A 19079-nucleotide genomic window follows, 5' to 3' on the forward strand; every position below is an offset into this window, starting at 1 on the left:
ACGTTAGGTGTTTGAAACAGTCCTACGTTCAGAAAAGGCTATTAATCTGGAACTCACAACCTCATGAAAATAAGATACAAAAATCTCACTTCAATTTGGAACTCATGAACTCATGAAAAATAGAGTAACCAGAAGCCGAACTGCTGAAAATCGATTTCTCAAAAATACTTTCCTGATTTCCTGAGTTCTTGATTTGATATGTTTCTTTGCACTTTTTATCATGCATTTTCAACACGTTAAATTGTTACGATAATTTTATTTTGAGCTGACGGCTGATAGCTGACCGCTGAAGGCTCAATTAATCAAGTATTATCTTTTCTTTCTTTTCCAACCAGGCTGCCGGGTCGGTCAGGTAATCATAAGCATCAAACAGGGCCAGGTAATGGCCTCTTTCCTCATAAGAAAGCAGGACAAAGAACCTTTTGGTAAAGGGGTTATGCGCCTCTCTCGCCAGCCCGTCATACAGGGCTATGCTTTTTTCTTCCATACCCATGGCTGTCTTGATAGCCTCGAGGTCGCTGCTTTCAGCCGGGGCCTTGTCTTTTAATTTGCCGGTAGCCTTCTTAAATACATCCTGTATGGCTGAGGATGGTCTTACAAGGTTAAGCTTTTCAGGCAACTTAGCTCTTTTCTGCAAGGTATTATAGATTTCTTCGATTTTCTTTAAATGTATTTTTTCTTCCGCGGCAAGCTGCCTGAACAGTTTTTGGGCAAATGGGGTGGTGCTTTTTCCCGCGGCCTTTAAATAGTATGCCTCACCGTCTATTTCCAGTTGCATGGCCGTCTTAAGAGCGGTTAACTTTTCCGGCATGTCTCCCTCCTGTATTTAAGACGTTTTGTCAAAAATCATTTATATCATGTTTATGTTATGTTAATATTTAATATCCTGTCAAGTGAAAACCTGGTTTTTACCGTGGGGTTATTTTATTTCCAAAATAGCCGATAAAATGATAAGTAGGTCTATAAGCTAACGATGGGTATATTCGCAACTTTTGGGAGTAGGGCATGATGCCCAATCAGCCGATAAATACGGTCATTGTGGGCGGCGGGCCTGGATGCAAAGCGGTTTTAGAGCTTTTTGAACGCGTGGAAATGCTTAAAACCAACGTCCAGGGTGTGGCGGATATTAACGTAGAATCCCCGGGTCTTAAATACGCAAAGGAGAAAGGGCTTCTGACCACAACCGATTACCATAAATTTTATACACTGCCCAACCTTGACCTTATTATTGAGCTTACCGGAAATGATCGGGTGCTGGAGGAGATTTTACAGACCAGGCCGGCGCATGTAAGGGTCATGGATCATGTCACCGCCAGGCTGTTCTGGGATGTCATCCAGATAGAAGAGCAGAAAATAAAGATGGAAGAAAAATACCTGGCCGAGAAAAAACTGAGCGAGGCCAGAGAAAAATACGAGATACTGGTCAAAAATATCAGCGACATCGTTTTCTCACTCGACCTGAGCGGCAAGATTATATATGTCAACCCGGTAGTTAAGGCTATCCTTGGGTACAGTCCGGCGGACCTGATGGGGCAAAATTTTTGTGACTTGCTTTCCCCTGAAGATTGGCCGGCAATAAATAATATCCTGGCCACCGCTAAGGGTACATATTGTTTTGAATGTAGAATCAGGGATACAGCCGGGAATGAAAAGATCATGCAATTTTCCGGATACCCCATAATACAGGACGGCCAGAAAGTAGGATTTTCCGGGGTGGCGCGGGATATCACCGAACGGATAAAGGCCGAAAAAAACCTTAAAAGATCTAATGAGATTTTCAAGGCCATACATAATTTGACGTTTGAGACGACCAGGGGATCAGGCAGTTTTTTTAATGCCCTTTGCGAGAAGACCCATCAGCTTTTTGGGGGGAGCTTTATCATTATTTGCCATAAGGGAAAAGATGGCCTGGTCTTTAAGGGATCTTATAATCTTCCGCCGGAGCTGGTTAAGGCATACCGGTGTCCTATGAATAAGACGCTCTGCGCAGAGGTTGTCAAGACGGGGCGAATACTTTATGTCCGTAATCTGCAAGACACCGTTCCTTATAAAGACTATGATAATGTTATAAGATTTGGGATGGTATCTTATCTTGGTATCCCCCTCCACTCGTCCGAAAGGGGTACCATCGGCACGCTGGGATTTTTTGACCGTGAAGAGCATGTTTTCAGTGAAGAAGATATAAAACTCTTTGAGATATTCGCCCAACGGGCCAGTATTGAGCTGGAAAAAGAGGTAAGGGAACGTGAAAGGGAATTACTTCAGGAACAGCTTTTCCAGGCCCAGAAAATGGAGGCTATCGGCACCCTGGCCGGGGGTATAGCCCATGATTTTAACAATCTTCTGAGTGGCATCCTGGGTTATGCCTCATATGGCAAGATGCTGCTCTCTGAGGGCCATCCAGTCTATCGGCATATCGAGATCATTGAAAAATCCGCAGAGCGGGCGGCCGAATTGGTCAGACAGATGCTGGGCTTCGCCCGTGGCGGAAAGTACCAGGTCGGGAAGATAAATTGTAACCAGATCATGGAGGAAGTAGTAGGGCTTCTTTCAAGAACCATAGACAAAAGCATCTCTATCGAGACCCACCTTGCTTCTGATTTAGCCATAATTCTTGCGGATATGGTCCAGATCCAGCAGGTAATCCTGAATATATGCATAAATGCCCGTGATGCCATGCCCCAAGGCGGCCGCCTGATTCTGGAGACGGCAAATGTCACCCTGGACGAAGTCTATGCGCGGAAGCATTTAGGCGCTGCCCCTGGAAAGTATATCCTTATTTCCATAAGCGACACCGGTATGGGCATAGAACCGGCAATCAAAAAACGTATTTTTGAACCTTTCTTTACGACCAAGGAGAAGGGGAAAGGGACCGGCCTGGGACTGGCCATGGTCTATGGCATTGTAAAGAGTCACGGCGGATATGTAAATTTTTATAGTGAGAAGGGGCGGGGGACTCGCTTTAATATCTATCTGCCCATATCACAGAAAGATGGGCCTGCCGTACCGACAGTCGAACCGGAGATAATGCGTGAAGGGAAGGAAACCATCCTGCTGATCGATGATGAGGAAGTGATTCGCGATATGGGAAAGGAGGCGCTTGAATCCTTAGGTTATAAGGTGCTGTTGGCCCGGGATGGCGCTGAGGCCATTGAAGTATACTCCGGGGAGAAGGAGAATATTGATTTGGCGATCCTGGATATTGTCATGCCCAGGATCGGCGGTAAAAAGACTTTTAAGAAACTGAAGGAGATCAATCCAAAGATTAAGGTTATTATTTCTTCCGGTTACAGTGTAAACGGCGAGGCTCAAGATATGTTAAAATCAGGGGCCTGCGGCTTTATCCAAAAACCCTACAGAGTGGATGAGTTGTCTGCAACGGTCAGGCGGGCATTGGATACATAGCTGATAGCTCATAGCCAAGAGACTGAGAGCTGAAGGCTTGATATTAACCCCCTCTTTTTTATCTCCCTCCTTCGTGATCTCTCCGGCGAATATAGTGAATGTCATTAGTCAATAGTCATTTGTCACCGGTAAAGGTGAACAACCTTCCACACTTAACCAATGACCGATGACTAATGACCAGTGACGTTGCCTATAGTCACCATTTTCCTGTTGACGACAGGAAACGTTTGGCATAAATTTGTAAGCGAATAAATCTGATCAATTCGTAAAAATGCCCTTTTACCGCAGAGTGCGCAGAGAAAAACTGTAAACTATTCAATATGTTATCTCGGCGATCTCTACGGTAAAATTTTACTTTTTACGAGATTATCAAATCTGATATGGTGTATGCTTAATGGGCTTCGTTCTGCTGAGAAAAGCGGCTGCTGTGTCTGAGGGTGATCTGAGGGACTTTATTGGCCAATACCCGGCTGAAGTGCAGGAAGGGCTTACCATTCTTAAGCGGGATATGGAGATGGATGACTTCCTGGTCGATTTTTTTGGCCATGATCGCGAGCGTCGTCTTACTATATTACAGGTGCGGCCAAGTAATCTCGAAGCCCATCTTCTTTCCAGTCTGGCTGCCATAGGATGGATACTTGGACATAAGGACTATTTCTCAAATTTATATGGCCGGGAGGCGCTTAATTTTGATTTGATGCCCCGGCTGATTCTAGTCAGCCCTTATTTTCCCCCATCCTTGATTGCCTCGACCAGTTTTATTAAGGGCGCTGATCTTGTTTTCTACACAGCTAATATTTTCCAGGTAGATACAGGTAGGGCTGCCGGAGCAGAACCCGTCCGGGGTATTCAATTAGAACGCATCCTTTTGAACAAAACAAGTAGGGAACAACCGCACGTCCCGGCGCACCTGCGAAAGGCTGCCCTCCGCAGCCATGTTTACGCTATTGAAGAAAAATGGTTGAGGGATATTTGTATCGATTTTATAAAAAAATTGAAGGAGCGCATTCCTCTGGTCAGGTTATTTACCCGTCCGGACGGGTTAGTCATGCGTTTACCCGGTGATGAAACCGTTTATGTAAACACCGGGCGTGATTATTTTCAGGTACATCTGGCCAAACGGGAATACAGTTCCATGCCGATCCGGTCGTTAGAGGGTTACGGGCAGTTCTGGGACGAATTTGAGGCATTTTTAAAGGGCCTGGGCCAGACGCCGGGGAGAGAAAAAGAGGAAGAGACAGACCGTGGGGAGACAGAGAAGATTCAGGAGAGAAGAAAGGGTTTTCCCGGCGTCGTCAGCTTAAGGGAAAATTTTATCCGCACCTTTCCGGCCACAAACACCTTACAATAGCTATCAGTATTCATCTGTCAGCGGAAACAAGGTCTTATATAAATCACTTATAATTGCCAAAGCGAAGTCTCGTAGGTAATGTTTTTTTCTTTAGGGCGTTGTTTGTTATATTTTACCTATGGAGTCGGTTGTTCTTTATTGAAGTTGACAAAAGGGCTGTTTTCAGTAATTATGCCTTTGTATTTCGATATCTTATTGTATTTAAAGGCAAAAACATGCGAAGAAGGTATTCCAGACAGATTGTGGTCGGGCCGCTGGCTATCGGAGGAGATGCCCCGGTGGTAGTACAGTCCATGACCAACACCCTTACCCGGGATGTAGGGAGTACAGTCAGACAAATCCACCGCCTGGAAAAGGCGGGGTGCGAGGTGGTACGCGTAGCTGTTCCTGACCCGGAGTCTGCCGAGGCCATTAAGGCCATCAGGAAGAAGATAAATATACCCCTTATCGCTGACATCCATTTCGATTACCGCCTGGCCCTAGCCGCAATTAACGCCGGCGCCGACGGCGTAAGGATTAACCCCGGTAATATCGGAGGCATAAAGAAACTGGCCGAGGTGGTGGCTGCTGCTAAAGGCGCCGGCATTGCCATGCGGATCGGTGTGAACTCCGGCTCGCTGGAGAAAGACATATTGAAGAAACATAGGGCGCCTACTGCTCCTGCCCTGGCCGAAAGCGCCCTGCGTAATATTGAGCTTGTAGAAGGTTTAGGCTTCGCAAATATAAAGGTATCGCTCAAGTCTTCGGACGTGCGCACTACCGTTGACGCCTATCGCGAACTGGCCGGTAAGGTGGATTATCCTCTGCACTTAGGGGTTACGGAGGCAGGAGGACTCTACCCGGGTACGGTCAAGTCCAGTATAGGTATCGGGCTTCTCCTGTATGAAGGCATCGGCGACACCCTCCGCGTCTCTCTGACCCGGGATCCGGTTGAAGAGGTCCGGGTGGGGTATGAGATATTGAGGGCGCTCGGCCTGCGCCAAAGGGGACCGGAGATCATCTCCTGTCCCACCTGCGGACGCTGTGAAATTAACCTTTTTTCCCTGGTGGATAAGGTGGAGAAAAGGATAAGCCATATAACCGTTCCTTTCAAGGTGGCCATAATGGGCTGTGTGGTCAACGGCCCGGGCGAGGCAAAAGAAGCCGATATCGGCATGGCCGGGGGAAAGGGAGTCGGGATTATTTTCCGCCACGGTAAGCTCCTGAAAAAAGTGAAAGAGGCGGAACTCGTGGATACCCTGGTGGAAGAGATAGAGACGATGGAAACGGAATATTATACACAGAAAGGGAAAGAGAATGCGATTTAGCCGGTTTTTTCTGCCTACTTTAAAAGAGACTCCTGCGGAAGCGGAAGTAATAAGCCACAAACTAATGCTACGGGCCGGTATGATACGAAAGCTGGCCGCGGGCATTTATTCCTACCTGCCCCTTGGGCTGCGGGTTTTGCGCAAAGTAGAGGCCATCGTAAGGGAAGAGATGAATAAGGCCGGGGCCCAAGAGGTGGTTCTGCCTATGGTGCAGCCTGCGGAATTATGGCAGGAGAGCGGCCGCTGGGAGTTCTACGGAAAAGAGTTGTTGCGTTTCAAGGATCGCCACGCGCGCGACTATTGTCTGGGGCCCACACATGAAGAGGTTATTACCGATCTGGTGCGGCGTGAGGTGCGTTCTTATCGGGATATGCCGTTAAATCTTTATCAGATACAGACCAAATTCAGGGATGAGATCAGGCCGCGTTTTGGGTTAATGCGGGGCCGCGAGTTTGTTATGAAGGATGGATACAGCTTTGATGTGGATGAGAAGGCCTCGGAAAAGACTTATTTGGCCATGCATGCGGCCTATCAAAATATTTTTCGCCGCCTGGGCCTCCAATTCAGGGCGGTGGAGGCCGATACGGGCAGCATAGGCGGCAGTTTTTCACACGAGTTCATGGTGTTGGCAGAGACCGGGGAGGACACTATCGTGAGCTGCACCGGTTGTGACTATGCGGCCAATATAGAGAAGGCCGAAGTGGTCTGGTCTGAAAAAGAGCAGATAAAAAGTAATACACCTCCCCGGCCCATAGAGAAGGTAGCTACCCCCGGAAGGAGGACGGTGGAGGAAGTAACATCTTTCCTGGGCATACCGCCGCAGCAATTGCTAAAGACGCTCATCTTCGTAGTTGACGGCCAGCCGGTGGCGGTCCTGGTGCGTGGCGACCACGAGGTCAATGAAATTAAATTAAAAAATTTACTCCAGGCCAGGGGAATTGCCCTGGCTGACGAGGCATTAATTCGCCGCATTACAGGCGCGCCTGTCGGTTACAGCGGCCCGGTGGGCCTGTCGATAAAAATAGTGGCGGATCAGGCCATACAAGGCATATACGACTGCGTGGCAGGGGCCAATGAGGAAGGGCATCACCTTGTCCATGTGGACGCCGGCCGGGACATCCATGCAGACCTTTATGGTGATATACGGTCGGTTACGGCCGGGGACCGTTGTCCCCGGTGCGGGCAGGCTATAAGACTCTCCCGCGGCATTGAGGTGGGGCATATCTTCCGTCTGGGAACTAAATACAGTGAGGGCCTTAAGGCTACTTACCTCGACGGAGAGGGGCAGGAACGTCACATGGTCATGGGCTGCTATGGAATCGGCGTCAGCCGTATAGTAGCTGCGGCTATTGAGCAAAACCACGATGAAAGCGGTATAATATTTCCGGTGGCCATTGCTCCCTTCGATGTCCTGCTTCTGCCGGTTAATGTAAATGATGCGGCCATCAGGGAGGCAGCGGAGGATATCTATCACGAGCTCTTATCCGGGGGATTCGACGTCCTTCTGGATGACCGCGATGAACGGGCCGGGATAAAATTTAAGGATGCCGACCTGACAGGCATTCCCTTCCGCATAACCATAGGCACGAAGTTTATTAAAGAGGGTTTGCTGGAAATAAAGGTGCGCGGTACGGGCGAAATCCTGTTCGTTACCAGGGAACAGTTCATTCAGACCCTCCTGAACATGCGCCAGAAAGCGGTAGATGGTTAGGTTAAACGATATATTAGAACAGGTCCAGTCTTATCTTCCCGGGGCCGATTTCAGTCCCATTGAAAAGGCTTACATTTTTTCGGCCAGGGTGCATGAAGGACAGGTGCGCTTATCCGGCGAGCCGTATCTGTCTCATCCCCTGGAAGTGGCCTATATCCTGACCCAGATGCGGCTTGACGTCGTCACCGTGGCCTGTGGTCTGCTGCACGATACCGTGGAGGATACCCTTACTACTCTGGAAGAGATCAAGGAGTTTTTTGGCGAGGATATAGCCCGGGTCGTTGACGGTGTGACCAAGATCAGCCGGATGCCCTTAAGCAGTCGTATCGAGGAACAGGCGGGGAACGTCCGTAAGATGATCCTGGCCATGTCTGATGATATAAGGGTGTTGCTCGTTAAATTGGCCGACCGCATACATAACATGCGCACTCTCCGTTACCAGACCGAGGCCAAGAGAATCAAGATAGCCCGTGAGACTATGGACATATATGCGCCGCTGGCCGGACGCATGGGTATCGAGTGGATCAAAAGAGAGTTGGAAGACCTATCTTTTTCATACATTCAGCCGGAGACCTATCAGGACATTAAGGACAAACTGGAAAAGAGTCTGGGTGAAAGTAAGAAATATATAGAAGAGGTTAAAAGTATCATAAAGGATAAAATGGCCGGGTATGGGATCGAGTGCGAGGTGCGGGGCCGCCCTAAGCATATATACAGCATATATAAGAAGATGGTGCGGCAGAACCTCCCCCTGGAACAGATTTACGATGTTATCGCCTTTCGTCTAATCCTGAAGACCGTCAAAGAATGTTATGAGGCCCTGGGGATAATCCACTCTATATGGATGCCGGTGCCCGGGCGCTTCAAAGATTACGTCAGTCTTCCCAAGGCAAATATGTATCAATCCCTGCATACCACGGTCATCGGCCCGTATGGGCGGCGGATGGAGGTGCAGATCAGAACGGAAGAGATGGATAAAGTGGCCCGGGCCGGCATCGCCGCCCATTGGATGTATAAAGAGGATAAGGGCTTTTCCGAGGAGGAGAGCCGGCGATTCGCGTGGTTGAAGCAGCTTTTAGAATGGCAAAAAGACCTTAAGGACCCGCGGGAGTTTCTGGAGTCGGTGCGTGTTGATCTCTATCCCAATGATGTCTATGTGTTTACTCCCAAAGGCGAGGTAAAAGAATTTCCGCGGGGCGCTACGCCCGTAGATTTTGCTTACGCCATACATACCGAAGTCGGCCGCCAGTGTACAGGCGCCAAGGTTAACGGCCGACTGGTTCCTCTTAAATACGAGATGAAAAATGGCGATGTGGTGGAGATAATTACTGCGCCCCACCATACTCCCAGCAAGGACTGGCTGAAATTTGTCAAGACCACCCGGGCCCGGACCAGAATTAAGCAATGGTTTAAGACCGAGGAACAGGAAAGCAGTGTAAGTCTGGGTAAAGAGATCTGTGAGAAGGAGTTCAGGAAGCATCAGCTCAATCTGTCAAAATTGCTTAAATCTGAAGAATTGACAAGGGCGGCCACCGAACTCTCTTTTAGTTCGGTGGAGGATTTATTGGCCGGAGTCGGATACGGCAAGATATCCCCTCTTCAGATTGTCAGGAAGCTTCTTCCCCAGGGAGAGGTTTCAGAGGAAGAACTTCCTGTGGCTGCGAAGATCAGCAAAAAAAAGGAAAAAATCCGGCCCGAAGGGATAAAGATCCGGGGGGTCGAAGATATTATGATTCGCTTTGGCCGATGCTGCAATCCCTTGCCGGGTGATGACGTTGTAGGCTTTATCACCCGTGGCCGGGGGGTAACCGTCCATACCAGCAATTGCCGCAATATTGTCGATTCAGATTCCGAAAGAAGGGTCGATGTCCAATGGGATGTCCGGGAAAAAACGGCGCACCCGGTTAAGGTCCGGGTGGTTACAATAGACAAGAAAGGCCTGCTTGCCGCTATAAGCAATGCCATCAGCGCTTGTGATGCAAACATAGTAGAAGCTGATATTCATACTACCTTAGACCACAAGGCCATATTGAATTTTATTCTCGAAGTGGTCGATACCTCACATCTGAAAACAGTGCTCAGGGCGGTTAAACACTTGGATGACGTAATTCGTGTAGAACGCCTGACGACATGACCTTAAGTGGCTTTTACTACCGACCCGGAGCGAAGACAGCGCGTACAGACTACCATATAACGGGTGCTGTTACCCTGGTCCGCCTTTACTCTCTTTAGGTTGGGATACCATCTGCGTTTTGTTTTATTATTGGCATGACTTACATTATTTCCTACACGCGGCCGTTTCCCGCAGATTTCACATACCTTAGACATAAAGACCTCCTTCAAGATTTGACGGCTTCGTAAAAAGTCAATTTCTCACGCCAAGGCGCAAAGACCGCAAAGAAAAATGAAAATCTGGAAATCAAGTCGTGCATGAGGTCGTGCCTGAGGCAGATCCGCTGGGGCGAACAGATTCGCCGAGGCGAAAAATCAGGAGTAAAAGATTTTTTTATGAGTTCCTGAGTTCCAAATTCTCTTATTTTGCGTCCTTAGCGGCCTTGAGTGATATTTTAAATTTTTACGAATCGGCCTAATGTAACACAAAGTTATTTTTGCGCAAGTGCTTTTTAGCAGTCAGCACTCAGCTATCAGCATGAAGCCGGTTCACCGTTCACTGTTGACCGTTTACCGAAAGAAGATGTCGGACAACGGTGAACGGTTAACGGATAACAATCAAACTGACGGCTGACTGCTGAAGGCTGATAGCGTGAATCCGGCCTTAGGCCGACCGTAGGCCGGAAACGGTAGTTTCCAGATGAAAACTAGTCAGGACTATTTTTGTTTTTTCAGAATGTTACGATAAGTCATTATGAGGCGTAAGCAGGCAGGAAACAGTTGTAAAGGAGAATAAGGTTGCGCGAAGACCTGGGAAAAGAGCTGCAAGAACTTCGGCTGGAAAATAAGATCTTACGACGCCGGGTCGTGGAACTGGAACGCAAACTGAACCAGGATAGACCCGCGCCCCGGAAAGTCGCCCCGGGCGAAGATCGCCGGCAAGAGCCGCGGATTGATATACTTTTAAAAGTGTTGGGTCTGGATGGTAAAGAGGCTATCCCGGCCTATGTTGTGAACCTTAACGAAAGCGGGATGTTATTGGAGGGTTATGAAAGCATTCCTGATGGCTCGTCTCTCTCTATTAAATTTCTTAATCCGCAACTGGATCAGCCCGTGGAGATCCATGGACATGCAGTATGGGTACACCGTAATGCGGGTGATATCCCGTCCACCTATCAATGCGGCGTTATTTTTGAGGACTTAACGCCGGAGACGAGGAACGCCTTACGGATTCTATTGGATAAGGTTCGACTTGCAGAGGACAATCTGTCTTATCAAGACTGACGGTTTTGTAAGAAGTCAATTTCTCACGCCAAGGCGCAAAGACCGCAAAGAAGGAAAAATGAAAATCTGGAAATCAAGAAATCAGGAGTAAAAGATTTTTTTATGAGTTCCTGAGTTCCAAATTTTATTCTTTTTGCGTCCTTGGCGGCTTTGCGTGATATTTTGGAATTTTTACGAGTTCATCAAGACTGGAAATCATAAAATGTCTCATCATTATTCAAGACCCGGCAGCCGTGGTCTTCAATAACCACCATGTTTTCCAGGCGGACGCCGCCCCAGCCCGGGATATAGATGCCCGGTTCCACGGTAACTACCATACCGGCCTTTAAAGTATCTTTAGAACGTGGGCTTAGCGTTGGCCCTTCATGTACGGCCAGTCCTACGCCATGGCCTAATGAATGTCCGAAGGCCTGACCATAACCGGCTTTGCATATAATATCACGGGCGATCTTGTCTGCCTCCCTGGCCTTCAGGCCGGTTTTTAGTGAGCCTATAGCCGTGTCCTGCGCCTTTCGCACCGTCTGATATATCTTTTTGAATTTTACGCTGGGCTTTCCCAGCCAGAGGGTACGGGTCATATCCGAACAATAGCCATTTAAACGCGCCCCCATATCGATGATAATGGGCTCTCCTTCCCGGATAGGCCGGTCAGCGGGTGTGGCGTGGGGTTTGGCAGCGTTGGGGCCGGAGGTCACGATGGGCTCGAAGGATACGTCTTCCGCACCCATGCTGCGCGTCAACCTTTCGATCTCAAAGGCTATCTCTCTTTCTGTCATCCCCGGCCTCAGGATGCGTTTGATTTTAGAAAAGACGGCCTCGTTTAGGCGGATGGATTCCTCGATGTTTCTTAGTTCTTCCTCTGTCTTCTGCGCCCTGATCTTTTCCACAATGCCTCTGGTAGAGATGAGCTTCAGGGCCGATAACCTGCCCAGGCGTTCATAGGTGCTGACCAGGAGGTAGTGACTTTCAAAGCCCAGCCGGCAAATCCCGTACCGGCGGGCCAGGCTTCCCAGAGTACGGGGCAGCCCCTGTCCGGATATAATCACTTTATACCCGGTTGCCTCTTCTTTGGCCTGTAGCTCATAGCGGCTGTCAGTCAACAGGATAAGTCGATCTCTGGAGATGAGAAGCGCTCCGGAGGACTCTGTTAACTGGCCGTCATGTGCCGTAAAGCCGCTGAGATACCGTCTGTTTTCCGGCCTGGTAATCAGAAGGGCGTCTAATCTCTTGCCGCGGAGGGCCTGTCTTAGCGCGATAATCCTTTTTTGCTGCTCAAGAGTCATGGCTGGGTTCGTTAACTAGATAGCTTAGGAATTTCCTTTTTTGGACGCAGATGAACGCAGATTGTCAAGATTTCGAATATAGAAAATATTTTTCTGCGGGTATCGGCGAAAATCTATGTCCTAATTTAAGGGCGCGTGGACAGGTCAGATAGTCCTTAAAAGTTCTTTTTGTTGTTCCAGAAACGCATCGAACTGGGCGTTTATTTCTGCTGAAATCTTGAGCCACTCTTCCTGAAACTGTGGCAGTTGTTCCGGGTCTATTTTTACCTTCATGTGCGCCTGCTCTTCCAGTTGTTTTTGCACGTTGCCCATTTTCATCTCAAAACGGGCCCTGAGCTGCTTGCGGACATCAGATATGGTTTGTTTATATTGCCGGAATGCCTCTTCTATTTGCGCCATTATCCTTCGGGCCTGCGAATTATTCTTTTTCAGGGTAAGCATCCCTTGCATGGCCCTTTTTACCCCTTCTTCTATGTCTTCATCCCGGGGCAGGACTATGTTGCGGAGGAGGGTCTCTACCATACCTTTCAAGATATAAGGCCGGGCCTCGGCTGGTTTTTGCTCCAGCGCTTTTGTGAATTCCATATCTTCTCCCCGGAGGTAACGGGCGGCCAATCGTCGGCCCTCATCCAGGTACAGATTCTCTTTCAACTCTTCTTCGGTAGCCCGGCCGATCTTCTCAGCCCGTTCCATGGCCTTTTCCAGGGCGCTTTTGATTTCCGCCATATTAATTTCACCTCGTCCAGAGTACACAACCTCGATAATTTGTATCAGTTTAGCTGTTTGAAAAAGTATTCTTAAATCCCTCCCAACCTCCCTTTTTCAAAGGGAGGATAAACACTTCCCCCTTTGGAAAAGGGGGATTGAGGGGGATTTTGGCCTTTATAGCGCCTTGCTTAGGCATATTTTTCAAAAACCTGAATTGTTACAATAAGTTTGTATTTGTTAAGACCTGTCCGGCATTCCTCTCTCTGAGTTCTCTGAACATTTATACCAGATTTGTTCAGAAATGCCATACAAAGTCTATTGGCTATGGCGTCTAACATGAGAAGTCCGATATTTCGGGATTTGGATGTTCAACCTCAAGCGATCTGTTATCTGCCTGTTGCGGCCAACAAGAAACTTATAAATTTAAGGGCGTGCCGCTTTTCCTCTATCGCCTTTTAGCTTGCTGTTATCGGAGGGATGTCGGTTTATCTCTATTTTCTATTATCCGGGTGAATTACAAACCGCATAACCAGCCACACAATGAGGCCACTTGATCTGCATCGGTCAGATTGGCAGCGTTGCTTAACGTGCCGTCCTCTAACTGATGCCAGATTTCTTCGGCCATGCTGTTTTCTATGGCTGCGCCGACAAAAAAAGTATGAGGTGAATACCCCTTGTCTGAAAATGCCTTTCGTATGCGGGTAAGGGATGTCCTTGCAGTTTTCCAGTGTTCATCGGCCCCAGCCGGGTCAATACCGCCTTTAAGTTCTCCAAGGGCAATATAGAGTGACGGGTTATTCAATGCAGCGGGTAGTTTTTCCGGACTGCAATCCAGCAGGCACAAGTCTATATTCTTGTTTACAAGCGGCACGTTGCGGTTATAGATCATTGTACGGTTCTTCCCCTTGGATGACCAGCTAAGCCCGGTAAGATATAGTTCTATATCAGCGTTTTCCTCTTTACTTGCTATCCACGCCTTACTGTCGGGATGGAACCATTGATAAGGAATCCCGGCAAGGCTGAGATTGGCAATGGTTGCACGTGTCAGTTTGCGCTCTCCCATAACCCCGCCTATGTTACGCATGGAGCCGCCCAATGTATCGCCTCTGGTCAAGAGAAACCTGAAAACCAATTCTTCAACAAAGGCAGGCCCTGCCGGTTCAAGGTATTTTGCTATCAAGCCTTGTACAGCCTCGATTTTGTCCTGGGGCAACAGGTAGTTCATTGCCTTGTCGAATACGGCGGCGGCAGTTAATAACGCAGGCTGTATGCTTTCAATATTGAGTAAATCAGCGGGCGTCTTGGTCTGGGAAGCAGCCGCTTTCAGAGACCTCGCCTGTTCCACAAAGGGTGTGGCCCTGCGGTTCTTTTCAAGGGCCAGGGCGACAAAACCGGCCCTAATCTCTTCGTATGTTGTTACGAGGTCAGCTCTGCCGGTAATGTGCTTACGATGCGGTTTGTTCTTTGCCACTATAGCTTTCTCCAGACATAAACACACTTTCTTAAGGGATCACGCCCATGTTTTCCCATTTGCTGGCTGCTGTTGCCTTTGCCGTTTGGCAGCACGAGGATATTTTCGACATGGAATCCCAGCCTCTCAGCAATATTTGAAAGGATCATGTCAACTGATATGCTTGCACCGGCATAACGAACGTTGTCATTTACCATGAACAAAAGTGCCTTGGGTTTCATCACCCGTGCACACTCGGCAATGACACAGGCCATTTCATAGAAATAACCCCTTACCATCCTCGGAATGCCGTTATTATTCAATCTGCCTTGTGCCTTTTCTTCTTCAAGGTAACATAAGATGGCCTGTAATAACTCCTGGCTGTCTGCGGCTGCTATGGCGTTTTCCCATTTTGGATTGATTTTCAGCAGGTCCTTGGCCCTGTTTTCAACCGTGCAACTTAGCATTTCCTGTCTCAGCTTGCTTATCTCTTCTTCCCCTACTCCGAGCAACGCTAATTCCAGTGCATAGGTTCTGGTGTAGTCGTAACGATTGCAATAGGGAGGGGATGTCACCACGGCATTGTATGAACTATCCGGCAGCGTCGGCATTATATCGAGGCAGGAACCTTTGAAGAGGTAAATGTCGCCTTGCAAGACCTTTGCAGGGAACAAGTCGTCTGCGCCTTTACCATCCTGTAAGTCATGGCAAATCTCTTTTATCTTGGCACACATTGCTTTATCGAATTCAAGTATCGCTCCCTTGTTGAAAGGCTTTGTCCCCTGCCTGCGGCCTGAACGGTAATCCCATCGGAGATACTGTCCATCTTTGCGTGTAAAACTTATTGACTCCAACACACACAAGAGGGCAAAACGTAATACCGGCTGGACACGCTCATTTTCACTCTCCCATGCCCCCATATACCGTTCAATAGAGTCGACGTTTCCTCTGGATAGGCTCCGCCTGTGATACGTAACTTGGAGAGAGGTTTTTTAACCTCTGACTTATGCCAGGGATACTCGGCAATCCAGTGGTTGAGGACTGCAAAATCCTCTTTCGTGAATTCCCTTTCAAGACGCCTTCTTGCCAGCATGATCTGCTGACCAATAGGAAGGAGTTCGATGCCGTCGGCGTTTATTCCGGCCTCACTCGCTGCAAACAAGGCCGTGCCGCTTCCGGCGAAAGGATCAAGCACCTTACCCGATGTAACACCGTATTTGGACAATAGATATTCGATAAGAGATGCTGAAAAGGCCTCTTTATACTTATACCAACGATAACTAGGTCTCGGTTTATTGGCCTGAAAACTAACAAGTTGGCGTGTCAGCGTTGGTTGAACTTTTAGTTTGCTGTGAAAGTGCTTCGATAACTTACGGTCAAGGGTTTCGATCCTGATTAAAGCTGCTTTTTGTTCGGTAGGATCGTCGGTTTGTTTGTTCTGCGGGTTAATATCTATGCGTTTTCTGTCAATTATCGCGATAGAATCGACTGATTTTCTCTCAAAAAGTGAAGGTTCCTTTAATGTTGAATGTGGTATTCGCATGAAATTTTTACCCGCTATAAGTCCTGATTCGATAATAATATAGGTATATGTTGTCTGTCAAGGAACCCATTTCCCCGTGTCTTATAAAAACTGGCGCTTTAAATATCCCCCCTATGAGTTTTTATCAGTGTGATGCTTCTTGAAACCGCCAATGATCTATCATCCTTACGCAGTATGTGATACTCAGGATATTCTCTATCCGTGACTACGGCATAGATTTCATAAGTGTTCTTAAGCCCGGGCGGGTCATTTATTTCGCCAAGGTAACAGTTCCCGGAATAGTTGACCTTGGGGTGTCTCATTAAACCTAATCCAATGGATTCACCGGTGGGTTGAATATATTCCTTGCCCTTATCTTTTACGACTAGATAAACAAGTAACCCTTCGGCATTCAAAACTTCCCCTTTTACAATAATTTTAAATGGAGCAGCATCGTTCTTTACCGGTCTCCCCCTTACATCGGATATCTCGGATATACTGATGGATGAGATATCTCCAGAGTTTGGATTTATCTTTTCGGATACCTCCGCGTGATTTGAAGGTGAAATCGCTTCGTTATCAGGGGCAGAGGGCCTGGATTTTATCGTAGCATACGCACCTATGAGAGCGACCAAGATCGTTACGACTACCCATATCGGCCAAGGGGTTCCACCGTTATCTTTTGCCACTCATACACCTCCTTTTTTGGTCAAGTCCCTCTTTGTCTGTAAGAGCGTGCCCTCCCGTAATAATGGACGGTAATCCTTCGATTATTACTCCCTTTCCTACTGGGAAGTATCCGAAGCCTGCCGAGTGAACGATGTCCTGCCTATCGTTTCGAGTGCTTGAAAAGGGCGAAGCCTTTGGTGTTAACCTCAAGCACTCTGCTATCTGCCGTTGCGGATAAATAATGAAGCGCTTTTTTTATCCTCGGATTATTTCAACTACTTTTGCAATAATTTCATTAAGCTTTTCTATTTTAAGATTGCCGACTTTATATAGGACAATATGACTATCCGCTGTAAATATGCGGTTAGGTCTCACATTACTTGTCTGTTTCAGACTCCCTGTTCCAAAGTCTTTATCATCAAGTGAAATTGAATAACTGTCCTTGACGGATTGACTTGTTATCTGGCAGAGGATCAGATCATCGCCTTCTATTTTTGAAACAACTAAAGCAGGACGCCTTTTGGACTGGGTTAGGTCAGAAAAGGGAAATGGAACAACGACAACATCGCCTTTTATAAATTTTGCCATGCCTCATCCTCTTCTGGCTTAAGCCAATCTTTTTTGAGAGAAGATTCACTTGCAATAGCAGTATCGAACCTTTCCTTAATTAACTTTGTCTTTAGGAAGTGAACAAAATCCAATACCTCATCAAGAAAAGACTCCGGGACTTGCTCGATTTCGTCTATAAGCAGTTCCTTTTTACTCATGGGTTCCCTCCTTCTATTGATTCTGAACCAATTATACCAAATTCAACTTTATTATTTTACGGTTATTTGTTTAGCTGTCTGTTGTAGGCACGATTAAATAAGAATGCTGCATTAAAGAAGGGCGAAGCCCTTGGGTGTTGACCTCAAGCACTCTGTTATTTGCCGTTACGGGCAACAAGAAACTTATAAATTTATGGACGTCCCACATCTCTTATTGGTGGCGTCCCAAAGAGATAGGAGGGTTTTACTTAGATAAACTATCTTCGAATAAAAATTGCATTCCCATTGCCGCGGTAGGATCAATTACCTTTAAAATTTCGTATTGCTTCAAAGCTTCTTCTTTGTGTTCCGTTAGATACATAAGTATAAGTATAAGGGTAATACGTCCAGTTACATGATAAGGATTTAATCTTAGAACTTCTTTGCAGACCTCTATTTCCTTTCCTTTAGGGGTCTTAGCTTTGCTCCAATCTTCGGTTTTTACTAACGTTGCTGCTAACCATTTTATATATTCTTTCTCAAATTCTTTTTGAAACGCTTTTAGGGGAATAACTTCTTTATTTTCTATCTCATCCTTGATCAAATTCACTGGCATTGCAAAATTTAGGTTTTGCCCCCCTTCTATTAGAAATGTAACTATGCCAATAACTTCACCTTTTTGGTTAAAGGCAGGCCCTCCGCTGCTACCGCTTGATACAGGGGCAGTGATCTGTAAGATCTTCTTCCTGTATTTAATTTTCCTTAAATATCGGGCGGTTTCCAACTTCTGATCCTGAGAAGGTTTATGCGAATCCCCAAGAGGCAAAGGAGATGGAGGGGATAAGACATCCCTTAAACCGCTTATTATCCCTTCCGAAATAGTATTTTCAAGTCCTTGAGGACTACTTATGACATAGAGCTTTTCACCAACATTGACCTTATCTATATCTCCCAGCCTCACTACAGGAAGGCTATCAATGGTCCGTGGTACTCTCGGACTCCGCCCTACGAGTGGATCAGAGATGCTCTCTGGTTTTTTTGAAGGAGGTTCAATGAATTTTGCCTTAAGAATTACGAGATCATTATCTTTATCGCAATATATCAAACCCTCAACTTCTAAGGTCTCACTTCGTTGGTCATCCCCAAAAGAGTGGGACTTCTGAACTGTTATAGTGATGTCCGCTGACCCGTTAACAACATGATAGTTCGTTACTATTGCCCCGTCTTGTCTTACAATAAAGCCGCTTCCCTGGGCTATCGGTTCGTTTGCAAAGCCGTATGCCGTAACCACTACGACGGCCTTATTGCTTTCCTTAAAAATTCTGTCAGCATCAGCATAGGAAATAGCAGGAAATAGGATTGTTATGAACAGCAGGGAATAAAAAAATGCTTTTATTAATCTACTATCACTAAAAAAGTATAAAGGAAGGGTTCTATTTTTTTGAAATAAAAATGTTCTCATTTTACATTCTCTCTTGACTGCCAACGATGGCGGATAACGTTTGGGGCACAGACGAAGCCCGATACGGTT

Annotated in this window: 17 protein-coding genes; 6 read left to right on the forward strand and 11 right to left on the reverse strand. The window is 47.1% G+C overall.

Annotated elements, in window-relative coordinates:
• Positions 1 to 298: 298 nt before the first annotated feature.
• Positions 299 to 811 carry a ferritin family protein gene (locus tag PHT49_04250; protein ID MDD5451085.1) on the reverse strand — a complete coding sequence of 171 codons (513 nt, stop codon included), beginning with the start codon at positions 809 to 811 and terminating at the stop codon, positions 299 to 301.
• A gap of 194 nt (positions 812 to 1005) precedes the next feature.
• Between PHT49_04250 and PHT49_04255 the strand changes: the two genes are divergently transcribed.
• The 5 genes from PHT49_04255 (at position 1006) to PHT49_04275 (ending at position 9908) form a co-directional block, all read left to right on the forward strand.
• Entirely contained in the window at positions 1006 to 3405 is a 2400-nt protein-coding gene (locus tag PHT49_04255; GenBank protein MDD5451086.1) for a response regulator, read from the forward strand.
• Positions 3406 to 3799: 394 nt separating this feature from the next.
• Positions 3800 to 4756, forward strand: coding sequence for a hypothetical protein (locus PHT49_04260; GenBank protein ID MDD5451087.1), 957 nt, complete (start codon positions 3800 to 3802; stop codon positions 4754 to 4756).
• A gap of 215 nt (positions 4757 to 4971) precedes the next feature.
• Positions 4972 to 6063 (forward strand): flavodoxin-dependent (E)-4-hydroxy-3-methylbut-2-enyl-diphosphate synthase, encoded by a 1092-nt coding sequence (ispG, locus tag PHT49_04265; protein MDD5451088.1) that lies wholly within the window; start codon positions 4972 to 4974, stop codon positions 6061 to 6063.
• The gene (locus PHT49_04270; protein MDD5451089.1) at positions 6053 to 7774 is read left to right on the forward strand and encodes a proline--tRNA ligase; all 1722 of its coding nucleotides are present in this window, start codon (positions 6053 to 6055) and stop codon (positions 7772 to 7774) included. Before ispG ends, PHT49_04270 begins: the two co-directional genes overlap by 11 nt.
• On the forward strand, positions 7767 to 9908 hold the full coding sequence (locus PHT49_04275) for a bifunctional (p)ppGpp synthetase/guanosine-3',5'-bis(diphosphate) 3'-pyrophosphohydrolase (protein ID MDD5451090.1): 2142 nt from the start codon (positions 7767 to 7769) through the stop codon (positions 9906 to 9908). Before PHT49_04270 ends, PHT49_04275 begins: the two co-directional genes overlap by 8 nt.
• Positions 9909 to 9910: 2 nt before the next feature.
• Here the strand turns inward: PHT49_04275 and rpmB are convergent, their stop codons facing one another.
• Positions 9911 to 10102: a 50S ribosomal protein L28 gene (gene rpmB, locus PHT49_04280; GenBank protein MDD5451091.1), complete on the reverse strand. Its 192-nt coding sequence runs from the start codon at positions 10100 to 10102 to the stop codon at positions 9911 to 9913.
• A 582-nt stretch (positions 10103 to 10684) separates the two neighbouring features.
• Here rpmB and PHT49_04285 point away from each other — a divergent pair.
• Positions 10685 to 11170 (forward strand): PilZ domain-containing protein, encoded by a 486-nt coding sequence (locus PHT49_04285; protein ID MDD5451092.1) that lies wholly within the window; start codon positions 10685 to 10687, stop codon positions 11168 to 11170.
• A 182-nt stretch (positions 11171 to 11352) separates the two neighbouring features.
• Here PHT49_04285 and PHT49_04290 read toward each other — a convergent pair whose 3' ends face one another.
• The 9 genes from PHT49_04290 to PHT49_04330 form a co-directional block, all read right to left on the reverse strand.
• Positions 11353 to 12453, reverse strand: coding sequence for an aminopeptidase P family protein (locus tag PHT49_04290; GenBank protein ID MDD5451093.1), 1101 nt, complete (start codon positions 12451 to 12453; stop codon positions 11353 to 11355).
• 144 nt (positions 12454 to 12597) lie between these two features.
• A complete protein-coding gene (locus PHT49_04295) occupies positions 12598 to 13179 on the reverse strand; it encodes a hypothetical protein (GenBank protein ID MDD5451094.1) in 582 nt (193 codons plus the stop codon).
• 496 nt (positions 13180 to 13675) lie between these two features.
• Positions 13676 to 14632 (reverse strand): AvaI/BsoBI family type II restriction endonuclease, encoded by a 957-nt coding sequence (locus tag PHT49_04300; protein ID MDD5451095.1) that lies wholly within the window; start codon positions 14630 to 14632, stop codon positions 13676 to 13678.
• Entirely contained in the window at positions 14632 to 15468 is an 837-nt protein-coding gene (locus PHT49_04305) for a hypothetical protein (GenBank protein ID MDD5451096.1), read from the reverse strand. Before PHT49_04305 ends, PHT49_04300 begins: the two co-directional genes overlap by 1 nt.
• Positions 15453 to 16154 (reverse strand): DNA methyltransferase, encoded by a 702-nt coding sequence (locus PHT49_04310; GenBank protein MDD5451097.1) that lies wholly within the window; start codon positions 16152 to 16154, stop codon positions 15453 to 15455. The genes PHT49_04305 and PHT49_04310 overlap by 16 nt, the downstream gene beginning before the upstream one ends.
• A 98-nt stretch (positions 16155 to 16252) precedes the next feature.
• Positions 16253 to 16822, reverse strand: coding sequence for a hypothetical protein (locus PHT49_04315; protein ID MDD5451098.1), 570 nt, complete (start codon positions 16820 to 16822; stop codon positions 16253 to 16255).
• Between the two features lie 235 nt (positions 16823 to 17057).
• Positions 17058 to 17390: a type II toxin-antitoxin system PemK/MazF family toxin gene (locus PHT49_04320; protein ID MDD5451099.1), complete on the reverse strand. Its 333-nt coding sequence runs from the start codon at positions 17388 to 17390 to the stop codon at positions 17058 to 17060.
• On the reverse strand, positions 17375 to 17569 hold the full coding sequence (locus PHT49_04325) for a hypothetical protein (protein ID MDD5451100.1): 195 nt from the start codon (positions 17567 to 17569) through the stop codon (positions 17375 to 17377). The genes PHT49_04320 and PHT49_04325 overlap by 16 nt, the downstream gene beginning before the upstream one ends.
• A gap of 244 nt (positions 17570 to 17813) precedes the next feature.
• A complete protein-coding gene (locus PHT49_04330) occupies positions 17814 to 19010 on the reverse strand; it encodes a trypsin-like peptidase domain-containing protein (GenBank protein ID MDD5451101.1) in 1197 nt (398 codons plus the stop codon).
• Positions 19011 to 19079: the final 69 nt, after the last annotated feature.

The sequence above is a fragment of the Desulfovibrionales bacterium genome (assembly GCA_028715605.1).
GTDB lineage: Bacteria > Desulfobacterota > QYQD01 > QYQD01 > QYQD01 > QYQD01.